This is a genomic window from Streptomyces sp. NBC_00310, from assembly GCF_036208085.1.
In the GTDB taxonomy this organism is placed as follows: domain Bacteria; phylum Actinomycetota; class Actinomycetes; order Streptomycetales; family Streptomycetaceae; genus Streptomyces.
Window position 1 is genome coordinate 2,455,503 of sequence record NZ_CP130714.1, and the last position, 14,846, is coordinate 2,470,348.

Consider the following 14,846-nt stretch of genomic DNA (forward strand, 5'->3'; position numbering starts at 1 on the left):
CACCGGAGGTGAGGCGCAACGTCACTTGTTGATGCAGGTGTTGCCGAAGGCGGGGTTCAGCAGCCCGATCACCGAGATCGTGTTGCCGCACACGTTCACGGGGACGTGAACCGGCACCTGGACGACGTTGCCGGACGCGACACCCGGGGAGCCGACGGCGGCACCCTGGGCCCCGGCGTCGGCGACGGCCAGACCCGCGCCCGCGAGAACCAGGCCACCAGTGGCAGCCGCAGCGGCGACGACCTTCTTGATCATTATTCCTCCTTGTAGGCAAAGCGACCCCAAGTAGCGAGTCACACCACCTGTAACGAGGAGGAGGTAATGGAGCTACGAGCTTATGGTCCGATTCACCCGTCACGGTCGATCTTCGTACGCGCTGCCGAATAGTGGAGTCTCGTTTCAGCACGCGATTCCGGACAGAACAAAGGCGATGAGGGAGCGGTCGGAGACGATCAAGGTCCCGTCGTGGAAGGTCAGGACGCGTCGATGAAACGGTCGAGCACGCGCACGCCGAACTTCAACCCCTCCACCGGCACCCTTTCGTCGACGCCGTGGAACATGCCCGCGAAGTCCAGCTCCGGCGGCAGCTTGAGCGGCGCGAAGCCGAAGCCCCGGATGCCGAGGTCGTCGAAGGACTTGGCGTCCGTACCGCCGGAGAGCATGTACGGGACCGCCTTCGCGGCCGGGTCCTCGGCGAGCAGCGCGGACTGCATGGCGTCGACGATCGCCCCGTCGAAGGAGGTCTCCAGTGCCTTGTCGGAGTGCACGTCCTCGCGCCGCACCTCGGGGCCGAGGATCTTGTCGAGGTCGGCGAGGAACTCCTCCTCGAATCCGGGCAGGAACCGTCCGTCGACATGCGCGGTGGCCTCGCCCGGGATGACGTTGACCTTGTAGCCGGCGCCGAGCTGGGTGGGGTTGGCGGTGTTCCGCAGGGTCGCGCCGATGAGCTTGGCGATACCGCCGAGCCTGGCGAGGGTGCCCTCCATGTCCTCCGGGTCGAGCTCGGTGCCGAGGGCGTCGCCGAGTTCGTCGAGGAAGGCCCGGGTGGTCTTGGTGACCCGCACCGGGAACTGGTGGCGGCCGAGGCGCGCGACGGCCTCCGACAGCTCGGTGATGGCGTTGTCCCGGTGGATCATCGACCCGTGGCCAGCCGTGCCGGCCACGGTCAGCTTCATCCAGTGCATGCCCTTCTCGGCCGTCTGGATCAGATAGAGCCGCCGCTGCTCGCTCACGGTGAACGAGAACCCGCCGACCTCGCTGATCGCCTCGGTGACGCCCTCGAAGAGGTCGGCGTGGTTCTTGACGAGGTGCTTCGCCCCGTACGTGCCGCCGGCCTCCTCGTCCGCGAGGAAGGCGAGCACGATGTCGCGCGGGGGCTTGCGGCCGCTGCGCAGCCGGTCGCGGACGACCGCCAGCGTCATCGCGTCCATGTCCTTCATGTCGACCGCGCCCCGGCCCCAGACACAGCCGTCCGCGACCTCGCCGGAGAACGGGTGGTGGGTCCAGTCCGCCGCGTTGGCCGGTACGACGTCGGTGTGGCCGTGGATGAGCAGCGCGGGCCGGGACCGGTCCTCACCCTCGATGCGGGCCACCGTCGAGGCACGGCCCGGGTGCGACTCGAAGATCTGCGGCTCGAGCCCCACCTCGGCGAGCTTCTCGGCGACGTACTCGGCGGCCTTGCGCTCCCCCGGGCCCGAGTGGTCGCCGAAGTTGCTGGTGTCGATCCGGATCAGCTCGCGGCAGAGGTCGACGACCTCGTCCTCGCCGGTCACGCGCCTGCCCGTGTCCGTCTCACTCACGCTGGTTCCTCCCGCTGTCGCTGCTGGTGGTTCCCCCTCATCCTCCTCCTGCCCGACCGCTCGCCCCAAGACCGGGACCGGCCCGTCACAAGCCGTTCACGCCCGGCCGGACGGGGGCCGGGGTGTGATCGGGGGCCCTCGAAAGCCTGGTAATGTTTCCTTCGTCGCCGCGAGGGAGACCCCGCGCGACAGACACCTTGTCCGGGTGGCGGAATGGCAGACGCGCTAGCTTGAGGTGCTAGTGCCCTTTATCGGGCGTGGGGGTTCAAGTCCCCCCTCGGACACATAGTGGCGAAGGCCGCGACCCTCGGGTCGCGGCCTTCGGGCGTTTACCCCGACGAAATGTGGGCGACGTCTCTCCCCACCGGAAAAACCCCAGGTCACGTCCCTCACCCTCGCCCCTCCGAGTCGCCCGGCGGACGCCCCCGCTTGGCCGACACGACAGGCCGTAGTCACCCGAGCACTAGAGTATTGGGCTTGTTCGGTACCGGTACGGAAATATCCCCAGGCAGACCTGCGGGCCCGCCGGCGCCCCCGGATGGTCCGGGTTCGAGAGGCGAGGATCCGATGGCCGCCGTATACGAGAGTCCTGACCTGACGCTGCTCGACGGAGAGCTGGCGGAGGGAGCCGGGGGGTTCGTCGGGGCGGCGCGGTTCTCGGCCGGTGCCGCGGCCTCCCCGCGCACGCTCGTGGACGTCTTCGAGGCGTCCGTGCGGTCGTACCCGGACGAGCCCGCGCTGGACGACGGGAAGCTGCGGCTGACCTATCGCGCGCTGGCGGTCGAGGTGGAGAACCTGCGGCGGCGGCTGGGGGCGGCGGGGGTCGGGCTCGGGGACCGGGTCGGGGTGCGGGTGCCGTCGGGCACCAATGAGCTGTATGTCGCCATCCTCGCGGTGCTGGCCGCCGGGGCCGCCTATGTGCCCGTCGACGCCGAGGACCCCGAGGAGCGGGCCGAGCTGGTGTTCGGGGAGGCGGAGGTGCGGGCGGTCATCGGGGCCGGGCACCGGCTGACCGTCGACGGCGCGTCCGACTCGCCCGCCGCGCGGCCCGGGGTCGAGCACGACGCGTGGATCATCTTCACGTCCGGGTCGACGGGCAGGCCCAAGGGTGTGGCTGTGAGCCACCGCAGCGCCGCCGCGTTCGTGGACGCCGAGGCGGAGCTGTTCCTCGCCGAGGAGCCGATCGGGCCCGGGGACCGGGTGATGGCCGGCCTCTCGGTGGCCTTCGACGCGTCCTGCGAGGAGATGTGGCTGGCCTGGCGGTACGGGGCCTGTCTGGTGCCGGTGCCGCGCTCGCAGGTCAGGAGCGGTGCCGATCTGGGGCCCTGGCTGGTCGAGCAGGAGATCACGGTCGTGTCGACCGTGCCGACGCTGGCCGCGCTGTGGGAGCCCGAGACGCTCAACGACGTACGGCTGCTGATCTTCGGTGGTGAGGCCTGCCCGCCGGAGCTGGCGCAGCGGCTGGTCACGGAGGGGCGCGAGGTCTGGAACACGTACGGGCCGACCGAGGCCACCGTCGTCGCCTGCGCCTCGCTGATGTCCGGCGAGGAGCCGATCCGGATCGGGCTGCCGCTCGACGGCTGGGAGCTGGCGGTCGTCGACGAGGCCGGGGAGCCCGTGCCGATGGGTGGCAGTGGGCAGCTCGTGATCGGCGGGGTCGGGCTCGCGCGGTATCTCGACGCCGAGAAGGACGCGGAGAAGTACGCGCCGCTGGAGTCGCTGGGCTGGGAGCGGGCCTACCGCAGTGGTGACCTGGTGAAGGCCGAGCCCGAGGGACTGGTCTTCCTCGGGCGGGCGGACGAGCAGATCAAGCTCGGCGGGCGGCGGATCGAGCTGGGCGAGGTCGACGCCGCGTTGCAGGGGCTGCCCGGTGTCGCGGGCGCCGCGGCCGCCGTTCGGACCGCGCGGAGCGGGAATCAGCTGCTCGTCGGGTACGTGGTCACCCAGGACGGGTGGGACCGCGCGACGGCCGTCGAGAAGCTGCGGGCGGAGCTGCCGGCCGCGCTGGTGCCGCTGCTGGCGCCGGTGGCGGAGCTGCCGACCCGGACGTCGGGGAAGGTCGACCGGAACGCCCTGCCGTGGCCGTTGGCGGATCTGGAGCCCACCGGGCCGGCCGAGCAGTTGTACGGGACCGAGGCGTGGCTCGCCGAGCAGTGGGCCGAGGTGCTGGGGATCGCCGTCGGCGGCGCGGGGGACGACTTCTTCGCGATCGGCGGCGGCAGCCTGGCCGCGGCGCAGCTGACGACGCGGTTGCGGAGCCGGTACCCGAACGTCGCGGTCGTGGACGTCTACCAGCGGCCCACGCTCAGGAAGCTGGCCCGGTATCTGGAGGAGTCGGGCGAGGAGGACGGTCCCAGGCGGGCCGTGGCACCCGTGCCCGTCCGGGCACGGCTCGTCCAGCTCCTGCTGCTCGTCCCCTTGTTCACGCTGCTCGGTCTGCGGTGGGTCGTCCCGCTGGCAGCGCTCGGGAATCTGCTCGCGCCGTACGCCTGGCTGCCGGCCGCGCCCTGGTGGGCCGTGGCGGCCGGGGCGGTGCTGTTCTTCACACCGCCGGGGCGGCTGGCGATCGCGGCGGGCGGGGCGCGGCTGCTGCTGCGAGGGGTCGAGCCGGGGCGGTACGCGCGCGGCGGGAGCGTGCATCTGCGGCTGTGGGCGGCCGAGCGGCTGGCCGAGTTCAGCGGGGCGACCTCGCTGACCGGGGTCTGGCTGGAGCGGTACGCACGGGCGCTGGGCGCCAGGATCGGGGCCGATGTCGACCTGCACACACTGCCGCCGGTGACCGGGATGCTCAAGCTCGGGCGGGGTGCGGCCGTGGAGTCCGAGGTGGACCTCTCCGGGTACTGGCTGGACGGGGACCGGCTGGAGGTCGGGCCCGTCAAGGTGGGCGGCGGTGCGGTCGTCGGGACGCGGAGCATGCTGCTGCCGGGGGCCAGGGTCGGCAAGCGGGCCGAGGTGGCGCCCGGGTCCGCCGTCGTCGGGCAGGTTCCCACCGGGCAGCGCTGGGCCGGGGCGCCCGCGGTCAAGCTGGGCAAGGCGAAGCGGAACTGGCCCAAGGAGCGGCCGCAGCGCGGCTTGTTCTGGCGGATGTCCTACGGCGTGACGGGGGTCGGACTGACCGCGCTGCCGGTACTCGCCGGGGTCGCCGCGCTGGCCGTGCTGAGTCTGTTCGTGGCCCCGGACGCCGGGCTCGGCGAAGCCCTGCGGGGAGCGGCGCTCGGGCTGGTGCCGGCGACGCTCGCGTTCGGGGCGGCGTACGCGCTGCTGCTGCTCGTCGCCGTACGGCTGCTGAGTCGGGGGCTGCGGGAGGGCACGCATCCCACGCACAGCAGGGTCGGGTGGCAGGCGTGGACGGTCACGCAGCTGATGGACCGGTCGCGGCAGACGCTGTTCCCGCTGTACGCCGGGCTGGTCACGCCGGTGTGGCTGCGGCTGCTCGGGATGCGGATCGGGAAGGGCGCCGAAGTGTCCACCGTTCTGGCGCTGCCGAGTCTGACGACGGTCGGGGACGGGGCGTTCCTCGCGGACGACACGTTGACCGCGCCGTACGAGCTGGGTGGTGGCTGGCTGCGGATCGGGCGGGCGGAGATCGGGCGGCGGGCGTTCCTCGGGAACTCCGGGATGACCGCGCCGGGGCGTTCCGTGCCGGACGGCGGCCTGGTCGGTGTGCTGTCGGCGACGCCGAAGAAGGCCAAGAAGGGCAGCTCGTACCTGGGGCTGCCGCCGGTGAAGCTGCCCCGGTCGGCCGCGGACGGTGACCAGAGCCTGACGTACGAGCCGCCCGCGCGGCTGCTGTGGGCGCGGGCCCTGGTGGAGCTGTGCCGGATCGTGCCGGTGTTCTGCTCGGCGGGCCTGGCGCTGCTGACGGTGGCGGCGCTGAGTGTGCTGGGCGGCTGGGCGTGGCTGCTGGGCGGGGTCGTGCTGCTCGGCGCGGGTGTGCTGGCGTGTGCGGTGTCCGTCGTCGCGAAGTGGCTGCTCGTGGGGCGGCACCGCAGCGGTGAGCATCCGCTGTGGAGCGGTTTCGTGTGGCGCAACGAGCTGGCGGACACCTTCGTGGAGGTGCTGGCCGTGCCGTGGCTGGCCGGGTCGGTGCCCGGTACGCCGGTGCTGAACGTGTGGCTGCGCGGGCTCGGGGCACGCATCGGCAAGGGGGTGTGGGTGGAGAGTTACTGGCTGCCCGAGACCGATCTCGTCACGCTCGGCGACGGGGCCACCGTGAACCGGGGATGTGTCCTCCAGACCCACCTCTTCCACGACCGGATCTTGCGGACGGATACTGTTGAACTCCGTGAGGGTGCCACCTTGGGCCCCGGCGGAATCGTCCTGCCCGGCAGCGTGGTCGGGGCCCGCACCACCTTGGGGCCCGCGTCGCTGGTCATGGCCGCGGAGTCCGTTCCCGACGACACGCGGTGGCTGGGCAACCCGATCGAAGCATGGCGCCGCTGAGTGCGGCTCGTGCGGCGTCGGGTGACTCGGGGGACGATGGACGTCGTACGAGAGCGAAGCGGGGAGCAGAAGCGGCAGTGGCGGTTCAGCAGTCAGTGGGTCCGGACCCGTACTTCCCGGCGAACGGCGATTCCCGTTACCGGGTGCATCGGTACGAGCTGGCTGTGGACTACCGGCCGGGGCCGAACCGGCTGTCGGGCACCGCGCGGCTCAACGCCATAGCGGGCCGGGTCGCGCTCGCCGAGTTCCAGCTGAACCTCGCCGACTTCAAGATCGGCCGGGTGCGGGTCGACGGCCGGGCGCCGCACTACACGCACCGGGGCGGCAGGCTGCGCATCCGGCCCGCCAAGCCGATCCGGCCGGGGGCCGCGTTCACGGTCGAGGTCCACTGGTCGGGCAACCCCAAGCCGGTGAACAGCCCCTGGGGCGGGCTCGGTTGGGAGGAGCTGACCGACGGGGCGCTGGTGGCGAGCCAGCCGGTCGGGGCGCCGTCCTGGTATCCGTGCAACGACCGGCCCGCCGACAAGGCCTCGTACCAGATCTCGGTCACGACGCCGTCCGCGTACCAGGTGGTGGCGGGTGGGCGGCTGCTCACCCGTACGGCGAAGGCGTCCACGACGACGTGGGTGTACGAGCAGTCGGCGCCGACGTCGAGCTATCTGGTCGGTCTGTCGATCGGCAAGTACCAGACGGTGCTGCTGGGTGATCCGAGGCCCGGCGGGGTGCCGCAGCACGGCCACATCCCGGCCCCTCTCCTCACGGAGTTCTCCAGGGACTTCGCGCGGCAGCCGGCCATGATGGAGCTGTTCGAGGAGCTCTTCGGGCCGTACCCCTTCGGGGAGTACGCGGTGGTGGTGACCGAGGAGGAGCTCGATGTCCCGGTCGAGGCACAGGGGTTGTCGCTGTTCGGCGCCAACCATGTGGACGGGGCGCGGGGTTCGGAGCGGCTGGTCGCGCACGAGCTGGCGCATCAGTGGTTCGGCAACAGTGTGTCCATCGCCGACTGGCGGCACATCTGGCTGAACGAGGGGTTCGCCAAGTACGCCGAGTGGCTGTGGTCGGAGCGCTCCGGCGGCCGTACGGCGCATCAACTGGCCGCCGCCGCCCACCAGAAGCTCGCCGCGCTCCCCCAGGATCTCCGGCTGGCCGACCCGGGCCGCAAGCTGATGTTCGACGACCGGCTCTACGAGCGCGGCGGTCTCACCGTCCACGCGGTCCGCTGCGCGCTCGGCGACGACGCGTTCTTCCGGATGCTGCGCGGCTGGGCGACGGTCCACCGCGGCGGCGCCGTCACGACGGCCGGTTTCACCGCCCACGCCGGGCGCTACGCGGACGGACCGCTGGACGCCCTGTTCAGGGCGTGGCTCCAGGAGCCCGCCCTCCCGCCGCTGCCCTCACCGAGAAGCCCCGGGGTCCCGGCGCGACCGCCGTATCCGCCGACGAACGCGGGCTCGGCGTAGGCAGGCCGCGACGCGGGGCTGCGCGGGTGGTGAGCCACCCGCCGACGCGGGCTCGTGCCGGGGCCTTGAGCCGCCTGCCGACGCGGGCCCACGCGTGGGCCTTGAGCCACCCGCCGACGCTGGCTCGGTGCAGGCCGCGACGCGGCCCGTGCGGGGCGGGGTTCGCGGGGCGGGCAGAATGGCGTCCATGTCGTCGCGCCGCAGTGGTTCCAAGGCCAGGTCGAAGAGTGCTTCACGCGTCTCCTCGCCGACCCCTCGCACCTGCCCCTGCGGGCTGCCCGAGGCGTACGAGGCCTGCTGCGGCCGCTATCTCTCCGGTACCGCCGCCGCACCGACCGCCGAGGCCCTGATGCGGTCGCGCTACAGCGCGTTCGTCGTGCGCGACGAGGCCTACCTCCTGCGCACCTGGCATCCCCGGACGCGGCCTGCCGACGTCACCTTCGACACGACCATGCGCTGGACCGGCCTGGAGATCCTCGACACCCACGACGGTTCCCCCTTCCACACCACCGGCACGGTCACCTTCCGCGCCTCGTACCGGGGCGGCTCGATGCACGAGCGCAGCCGGTTCGAGCGGGTGGACGGGGCCTGGGTCTATGTGGACGGCGAGTTCCCGGCAGAAGCCCCCTAGGTCCCCCTAGGTCCCCCTAGATCCCGTCGGCGGCCTTGCCGAACCAGCGGACGAGGTGGTCGTCCCCAGCCGCAGGATCACAGCTCCGACGGGCCCGTGGTTGCAGGGCGAATCCGGGGTATCGGCTTGGCTCGGCTTGGCCGGGTCGAGCTCCTGGGTCAACCGGCCGTCGCCGACTAGCCGTTGGGTGCCAGTATGTCCAGTTCCTGGAGGGCGCCCACGGTGATTTCCCGGGTGAGTCGTTCGGCTCGGGCGGCGTCGCGTTCGCGGATGGCTTCGGCGACCTGGACGTGGAGGGTGACGGCGGCGGGATCGGGGTCGTCGAACATGACGGCGTGATGGGTGCGGCCGGCGAGGACCTCCTCGACGACGTCGCCGAGGCGGGCGAACATCTCGTTGCCGGAGGCGGTGAGGATCAGGCGGTGGAAGGCGACGTCGTGGTGGAGGTAGCCCTCCAGTTTGTGGCCGCGTGAGTGGGCGACCATGCCGATGGCGCATTCGGTGAGCGCGGCGCACTGATCGGCCGTGGCGTTGCGCGCGGCGAGCCCCGCGGCGATCGGTTCGACGGCCGAGCGCAGGACCGTGAGCGAGCGCAGCTGGCGCGGGCGGTCCGCGCCGGCCAGGCGCCAGCGGATGACCTGGGGGTCGTAGACGTTCCACTCGACGGACGGGCGGACGATCACGCCGACCCGGCGGCGGGACTCGACCAGGTGCATGGACTCCAGTACGCGGACCGCCTCGCGCATCACCGAGCGGGACACCTCGAAGGTCTGGGCCAGTTCGTCCGTGCGCAGCACGCTCCCCGGCGGGTACTCGCCCGCCGTGATCGCCGGTCCGAGGGTTTCCAGTACTCGGCCGTGCAGCCCTCGGCCCGGTGTGCTCATGGGGATCAGGGTACGAGGAGGGGAGCCCGGAGAAAAAGTCAGACTTATTTGGGTCCGGGGCTTGAATTCGTCGTACCTAATGCGTTTCAGTGTCGTCGACGTCGGTGACGTCCCAGATGTCGACGAAGACAGCGAGGTAGTGATGCGTACCCCTCACGTCGTCGTGGTGATGGGCGTGGCAGGGACCGGGAAGACCACGATCGGCCCCCTGCTCGCGGCCCGGCTCGGCGTTCCGTACGCCGAGGGCGACGACTTCCACCCCGAGGCCAACATCGCCAAGATGTCGGCCGGGACACCGCTGGACGACACGGACCGGTGGCCGTGGCTGGACGCCATCGGCGCGTGGGCCCACGGCCGGGCCGGACTCGGCGGAGTGGTCAGCTGTTCCGCGTTGAAGCGCGCGTACCGGGACCGGCTGCGGGCCGCCGCGCCCGGAGTCGTCTTCGTGCACCTCGCCGGTGACCGTGCGCTCATCGAGGACCGGATGTCCCACCGGCAGGGCCACTTCATGCCCACGGCGCTGCTCGACTCGCAGTTCGCCACGCTGCAGCCGCTTCAGGCGGACGAGGCGGGTGTCTCGGTCGATGTGTCTGGCGCGCCCGAGGAGATCGCCGAGCGGGCGGTCACCGCGCTGCGGGAGTTCGACCCGGCGACGTCGTAGACACCTGTCGCCCCGTCTGTCGTTCTCTCTGCCTCGGTCTCTCTGCCTCGGTCCCTCTGTTTTCGTTCCGTCTGTTCTCGTTCTCCGACTCTCCCCCAACTTCCCCCCATACAAGGATTCACCGTGACCAGACTCAACGTCGAGCTGCTGGCAGCGGACCCCGTCGAGCCGATCACCTCGGCAGGGCACGCGCAGCTGGGCATCGCCGTACTGGCGGGCATCGCCGTCATCGTCGTGCTCATCACCAGGTTCAAGGTGCACGCCTTCCTGGCACTGACCATCGGCTCGCTCGCGCTCGGCGCGTTCGCCGGGGCGCCGCTGGACAAGGCGATCGCGAGCTTCACCGCCGGACTCGGGACGACCGTGGCCGGGGTGGGTGTACTCATCGCGCTGGGCGCGATCCTCGGCAAGCTGCTGGCGGACTCCGGGGGCGCCGACAGAATCGTCGACACGATCCTCGCGAAGGCCGGCGGACGGGCGATGCCGTGGGCGATGGTGCTGATCGCCTCCGTGATCGGGCTGCCGCTGTTCTTCGAGGTCGGGATCGTGCTGCTCATCCCGGTCGTCCTGATGGTCGCCAAGCGTGGCGACTACTCGCTGATGCGCATCGGTATCCCGGCCCTCGCCGGTCTGTCCGTCATGCACGGGCTGATCCCGCCGCACCCCGGTCCGCTGGTCGCGATCGACGCGGTGCAGGCCAACCTCGGTGTCACGCTGGCGCTGGGACTGCTGGTGGCGATACCGACCGTGATCATCGCCGGGCCCCTGTTCTCGAAGTACGCGGCCCGCTGGGTGGACGTGCCCGTCCCCGAGCGCATGATCCCCGCGCGTGCCTCGGAGGAGCTGGAGAAGCGGCCCGGGTTCGGCGCGACCATCGCGACCATGCTGCTGCCGGTGGTGCTGATGCTGGCCAAGGCGCTGGTGGACATCGTCGTGGACGATCCCGAGCAGATGGTCCAGCGGATCTTCGACGTGGCCGGCTCGCCGCTGATCGCGCTGCTCGCGTCCGTGATCGTGGGCATGTTCACGCTGGGGCGGGCGGCCGGGTTCACCAAGGAGCGGCTGGGGTCGACCGTCGAGAAGTCCCTCGCGCCCATCGCGGGCATCCTGCTGATCGTCGGCGCCGGTGGCGGGTTCAAGCAGACCCTCATCGACTCCGGGGTCGGGCAGATGGTCCTGGAGATCTCCGAGGACTGGTCGATCCCGGCGCTCGTCCTGGCCTGGCTGATCGCGGTGGCGATCCGGCTGGCGACGGGTTCGGCGACCGTCGCGACCATCTCGGCCGCGGGGCTGGTGGCCCCCCTGGCCGCGGACATGTCGACGACCCACACGGCCCTGCTCGTGCTGGCGATCGGCGCCGGCTCCCTCTTCTTCAGCCACGTCAACGACGCCGGGTTCTGGATGGTGAAGGAGTACTTCGGGATGACCGTCGGCCAGACCATCAAGACCTGGTCGGTGATGGAGACGATCATCTCGGTGGTGGCGGGGGCGATCGTGCTGCTGTTGTCGCTGGTGATCTAGGCGTACCGGACTCTGGTGATCCGGGCGTACAGGACGCCGGTGATCCAGGCGTACGGGACGCCGGTGATCCAGGCGGTACCGGACCGGGGACTCCCGGCTGTGTCCGGCGCTACGGCCGCCACAGCGGGTGTTCCCGGTCCGCCCACTCTCTGCTCACCAGGCCCGTGCGAAGGCCCCGGCGGGACTCCGGGTCACCCAGGGCCATGCCGATGTGGCCCGCCAGGACGATGCCGATCGTCAGGGCCAGCCAGTCGTGGACGAAGGTCGCGCTGGTGCGCCACATCAGGGGGGTGAGGTGGGTGAACCACATCATCAGACCCGTGGCGAGCATGACGAGGGTGGCGCCGGCGAGCCAGGAGGCGTAGAGCTTCTGGCCGGCGTTGAACTTGGCGGCGGGGCGCGGGCCGGGTGCGCGGCGGCGGGCGGCGCGGAGCCAGAGGCGGTCGTGCGGGCCCCAGCGGTTCAGCCGGCCGACGTCCGCGCGGAACGCGCGGGAGGCGAGGCCCGCCAGGACCGGGAGGGGCAGAAGCAGGCCCGTCCACTCGTGGACCGTGACCACCAGGGCCCGGCGGCCGACCAGTTCGGCGAGCGCGGGGACGTAGAGGCAGGCCGCCGTCGCCACGCAGACGCCCATCAGGGCCGCCATGACCCGGTGGATCCAGCGTTCGGCGGGGGTGAAGCGCCGGACGCGGGGCTCGGCCTGGACCGGGGGCGTCTCAAGTCGTCGGTTCATCGTCCCGCCCGTTCGATCGGCCGACCCACGCGTCGATGTCGTAGCCCCGCTCCTCCCAGTAGCCGGGCTCGACCTTCTCCGTCACCTCGATGCCGGAGAGCCACTTGGCCGACTTGTAGAAGTACATGGGGGCGACGTACAGGCGCACCGGGCCGCCGTGGTTGTGGCTGAGGTCCTTGTCCTGCATACGGAGGGCCACCAGGACGTCGGCGCGGCGGGCCTGCTCCAGGGTGAGGCTCTCGCTGTACGCCCCGTCGAAGCAGGTGAAGCGGACCGCGCCCGCCGAGGAGCGCACCCCGGCCGCGTCCAGCAGCACGGAGAGCCGTACGCCCTCGAACGGGGTGTCCGGGACGCGCCAGCCCGTGACGCACTGGACGTCCTTCACCATCCGGGTCTGCGGGAGGGCCCGCAGGTCGGCGAGGGTGTACGAGGCGGGCTTGTCGACCAGGCCGTCGACGGTGAGGCGGTAGTTCTTCGCGGTCCTGCGGGGGACGGACGACGTCACCGAGTAGTAGCGGAAGCCGCCGCCGTTGGGGAGCAGGCCGGTCAGGCCGGTGGGGTCCTTCTGGGCGGCCTCGCCGAGGAACGCCTCCATGCCGCGCTGGAGGACCGGCGCGGAGACGACGCCGAGGGCTCCGAGTCCGAGGGTGCCCAGGAGGATGCGGCGGCCGATGGGTTTGCCCCGCTCGGGTTCCCGGCCGCCGTGGCCTTCCTGGTCCTCGTCCTCGGGGTGCTCCGTCGGCGTCTGCCGCGCTTCGGGATGTTCAGGGTTCACCCATCGATTCGACCATCCGCCGCCCCGGTCGGGCCAGTGGCGGCGGATATTCGTCAGGATTCGGTAAGCCCTACGCGGGTCCCCGGCTCAGCGCACGGCCTTGGCCGCCGCCCGGCCCGCCGTGCGGCCGGAGAACAGGCAGCCGCCGAGGAACGTGCCCTCCAGGGAGCGGTAGCCGTGGACTCCGCCGCCGCCGAAGCCGGCGGCCTCGCCCGCCGCGTACACGCCCTCCAGCGGGTCGCCGCCCTCGGTGAGGACCCGGGAGGAGAGGTCGGTCTCCAGGCCGCCGAGGGTCTTGCGGGTGAGGATGTTCAGGCGGACGGCGATCAGCGGGCCCGCCTTGGGGTCGAGGATGCGGTGCGGGGTGGCGGTGCGGATGAGCTTGTCGCCGAGGTAGTTGCGGGCCCCCCGGACCGCCATGACCTGGAGGTCCTTGGTGAAGGGGTTGGCGACCTCACGGTCCCGGGAGACGATCTCGCGGCGCAGCTCGGCCTCGTCGATCAGCGGCTCCTTGGTGAGCGCGTTCATGCCGCGGACCAGGGAGCCGAGGTCCTTCTCGACGACGAAGTCGACGCCGTGGTCCATGAAGGCCTTGACCGGGCCGGGGACGTCCGCGCGGGCCCGGATGAAGACGTCCTTGACGGACTTGCCGGTCAGGTCGGGGTTCTGCTCGGAGCCGGAGAGGGCGAACTCCTTGCCGATGATCTTCTGGTCGAGGACGAACCACGTGTAGTCGTAGCCGGTCTTCATGATGTGTTCGAGCGTGCCGAGGGTGTCGAAGCCGGGGAACAGCGGGACCGGGAGCCGCTTGCCGCGCGCGTCCAGCCAGAGCGAGGACGGGCCGGGGAGGACGCGGATGCCGTGGTTCTCCCAGATGGGGTTCCAGTTCTGGATGCCCTCGGTGTAGTGCCACATGCGGTCGCGGTTGATGAGGTTCGCGCCCGCCTCCTCGGCGATGCCGAGCATCCTGCCGTCGACGTGCGCGGGCACGCCGGAGATCATCTTCTCCGGGGGGTTGCCGAGGCGCTCGGGCCAGTTGGCGCGGACGAGGTCGTGGTTGCCGCCGATGCCGCCGGAGGTGATGATCACGGCCTGGGCCTTCAGTTCGAAGGCGCCGGTGACGTCGCGGCTGCTGGCCTGGCCGCGCTCGATGGTCGACGCCTCCAGGATCTCGCCGGTGACGGTGTCGACGGCGCCCGCGCTGCGCGACAGGCCGGTCACCCGGTGCCGGAACTTCAGCTGGACCAGCCCCCGGGCAACGCCCTCCCGCACCCGCCGCTCGAAGGGCTCGACGAGGCCGGGGCCGGTGCCCCAGGTGATGTGGAAGCGGGGGACGGAGTTGCCGTGCCCGTTGGCGTCGTAGCCGCCGCGCTCGGCCCAGCCGACCACCGGGAAGAACCGGACGCCCTGCTGGTGGAGCCAGGAGCGCTTCTCACCGGCCGCGAAGTCGACGTACGCCTCGGCCCACTTGCGCGGCCAGTGGTCCTCCTCGCGGTCGAAGGCGGCCGTGCCCATCCAGTCCTGGAGGGCGAGGGCGTGGCTGTCCTTGATCCGCAGGCGGCGCTGCTCGGGCGAGTCGACGAAGAAGAGCCCGCCGAAGGACCAGTGCGCCTGGCCGCCGATCGACTGCTCCGGTTCCTGGTCGAGGAGGATCACTTTGCGGCCCGCGTCGACGAGCTCCGCGGTCGCCGCGAGCCCGGCGAGGCCCGCCCCGATCACGATCACATCTGCGTCGTACGACATGGAGGACGTCCTCTCGGGAACGGTTCGGGCAAGCGAGGGCAGCCCGAAACAGGCCAGGCACGGCCCCCCGCTTTGTTACTGGCCGGTCAGCAGCTTTGGGATCAGATCCTTCGGCAGAAGGAGTGACCTAGTCAACTGCCGAGATGTGTCTGCTCTTACGGACAGCCCCCGGCGGGGCGGCTACAGTCTCCCGAAT

The 14,846-nt window shown here is 71.4% G+C and carries 11 protein-coding genes and 1 tRNA gene; 6 read left to right on the forward strand and 6 right to left on the reverse strand.

Going from position 1 to position 14,846, the window contains the following annotated elements; translation table 11 throughout:
* Positions 1–21: 21 nt before the first annotated feature.
* Together chpH and OG202_RS10845 are read right to left on the reverse strand one after the other, a co-directional pair.
* Positions 22–255, reverse strand: a complete 234-nt coding sequence (gene chpH / locus OG202_RS10840; RefSeq protein WP_326583932.1) for a chaplin ChpH — start codon at positions 253–255, stop codon at positions 22–24.
* A gap of 218 nt (positions 256–473) precedes the next feature.
* Positions 474–1,799 carry a M20/M25/M40 family metallo-hydrolase gene (locus tag OG202_RS10845; protein WP_327730466.1) on the reverse strand — a complete coding sequence of 442 codons (1,326 nt, stop codon included), beginning with the start codon at positions 1,797–1,799 and terminating at the stop codon, positions 474–476.
* Positions 1,800–1,998: 199 nt separating this feature from the next.
* Between OG202_RS10845 and OG202_RS10850 the strand changes: the two genes are divergently transcribed.
* The 4 genes from OG202_RS10850 (at position 1,999) to OG202_RS10865 (ending at position 8,333) form a co-directional block, all read left to right on the forward strand.
* A tRNA-Leu gene (locus tag OG202_RS10850) sits at positions 1,999–2,083 on the forward strand.
* Positions 2,084–2,366: 283 nt separating this feature from the next.
* Positions 2,367–6,242 (forward strand): Pls/PosA family non-ribosomal peptide synthetase, encoded by a 3,876-nt coding sequence (locus OG202_RS10855; RefSeq protein ID WP_328222635.1) that lies wholly within the window; start codon positions 2,367–2,369, stop codon positions 6,240–6,242.
* A 77-nt stretch (positions 6,243–6,319) separates the two neighbouring features.
* On the forward strand, positions 6,320–7,702 hold the full coding sequence (locus tag OG202_RS10860) for a M1 family metallopeptidase (protein ID WP_327730464.1): 1,383 nt from the start codon (positions 6,320–6,322) through the stop codon (positions 7,700–7,702).
* 187 nt (positions 7,703–7,889) lie between these two features.
* Positions 7,890–8,333 carry a YchJ family protein gene (locus tag OG202_RS10865; RefSeq protein ID WP_326583928.1) on the forward strand — a complete coding sequence of 148 codons (444 nt, stop codon included), beginning with the start codon at positions 7,890–7,892 and terminating at the stop codon, positions 8,331–8,333.
* 176 nt (positions 8,334–8,509) lie between these two features.
* On the opposite strand, the gene OG202_RS10870 is transcribed toward OG202_RS10865, so the two are convergent.
* Complete coding sequence (locus tag OG202_RS10870) at positions 8,510–9,217, reverse strand: FadR/GntR family transcriptional regulator (RefSeq protein WP_326583927.1); 708 nt, start codon at positions 9,215–9,217, stop codon at positions 8,510–8,512.
* A 142-nt stretch (positions 9,218–9,359) separates the two neighbouring features.
* Here OG202_RS10870 and OG202_RS10875 point away from each other — a divergent pair, with 142 nt between their 5' ends.
* Together OG202_RS10875 and OG202_RS10880 are read left to right on the forward strand one after the other, a co-directional pair.
* Positions 9,360–9,878 carry a gluconokinase gene (locus tag OG202_RS10875; protein ID WP_327730463.1) on the forward strand — a complete coding sequence of 173 codons (519 nt, stop codon included), beginning with the start codon at positions 9,360–9,362 and terminating at the stop codon, positions 9,876–9,878.
* Between the two features lie 123 nt (positions 9,879–10,001).
* Positions 10,002–11,399: a GntP family permease gene (locus tag OG202_RS10880; RefSeq protein WP_327730462.1), complete on the forward strand. Its 1,398-nt coding sequence runs from the start codon at positions 10,002–10,004 to the stop codon at positions 11,397–11,399.
* Between the two features lie 109 nt (positions 11,400–11,508).
* Here OG202_RS10880 and OG202_RS10885 read toward each other — a convergent pair whose 3' ends face one another.
* From OG202_RS10885 to OG202_RS10895, 3 genes are all read right to left on the reverse strand, one after another.
* Positions 11,509–12,132, reverse strand: a complete 624-nt coding sequence (locus OG202_RS10885; RefSeq protein ID WP_327730461.1) for a cytochrome b/b6 domain-containing protein — start codon at positions 12,130–12,132, stop codon at positions 11,509–11,511.
* A complete protein-coding gene (locus OG202_RS10890; protein ID WP_327730460.1) occupies positions 12,116–12,907 on the reverse strand; it encodes a molybdopterin-dependent oxidoreductase in 792 nt (263 codons plus the stop codon). The genes OG202_RS10885 and OG202_RS10890 overlap by 17 nt, the downstream gene beginning before the upstream one ends.
* Positions 12,908–12,994: 87 nt before the next feature.
* The gene (locus tag OG202_RS10895) at positions 12,995–14,650 is read right to left on the reverse strand and encodes an FAD-binding dehydrogenase (protein ID WP_326583922.1); all 1,656 of its coding nucleotides are present in this window, start codon (positions 14,648–14,650) and stop codon (positions 12,995–12,997) included.
* Positions 14,651–14,846 lie beyond the last annotated feature (196 nt).

What these genes read in the sequence shown, in the direction of transcription:
- chpH (WP_326583932.1), bottom strand. Translation starts at nt 255, where the DNA reads ATGATCAAGAAGGTCGTCGCCGCTGCGGCTGCCACTGGTGGCCTGGTT.
- OG202_RS10855 (WP_328222635.1), top strand. Translation starts at nt 2,367, where the DNA reads ATGGCCGCCGTATACGAGAGTCCTGACCTGACGCTGCTCGACGGAGAG.
- OG202_RS10865 (WP_326583928.1), top strand. Translation starts at nt 7,890, where the DNA reads ATGTCGTCGCGCCGCAGTGGTTCCAAGGCCAGGTCGAAGAGTGCTTCA.
- OG202_RS10870 (WP_326583927.1), bottom strand. Translation starts at nt 9,217, where the DNA reads ATGAGCACACCGGGCCGAGGGCTGCACGGCCGAGTACTGGAAACCCTC.
- OG202_RS10875 (WP_327730463.1), top strand. Translation starts at nt 9,360, where the DNA reads ATGCGTACCCCTCACGTCGTCGTGGTGATGGGCGTGGCAGGGACCGGG.
- OG202_RS10885 (WP_327730461.1), bottom strand. Translation starts at nt 12,132, where the DNA reads ATGAACCGACGACTTGAGACGCCCCCGGTCCAGGCCGAGCCCCGCGTC.
- OG202_RS10895 (WP_326583922.1), bottom strand. Translation starts at nt 14,650, where the DNA reads ATGTCGTACGACGCAGATGTGATCGTGATCGGGGCGGGCCTCGCCGGG.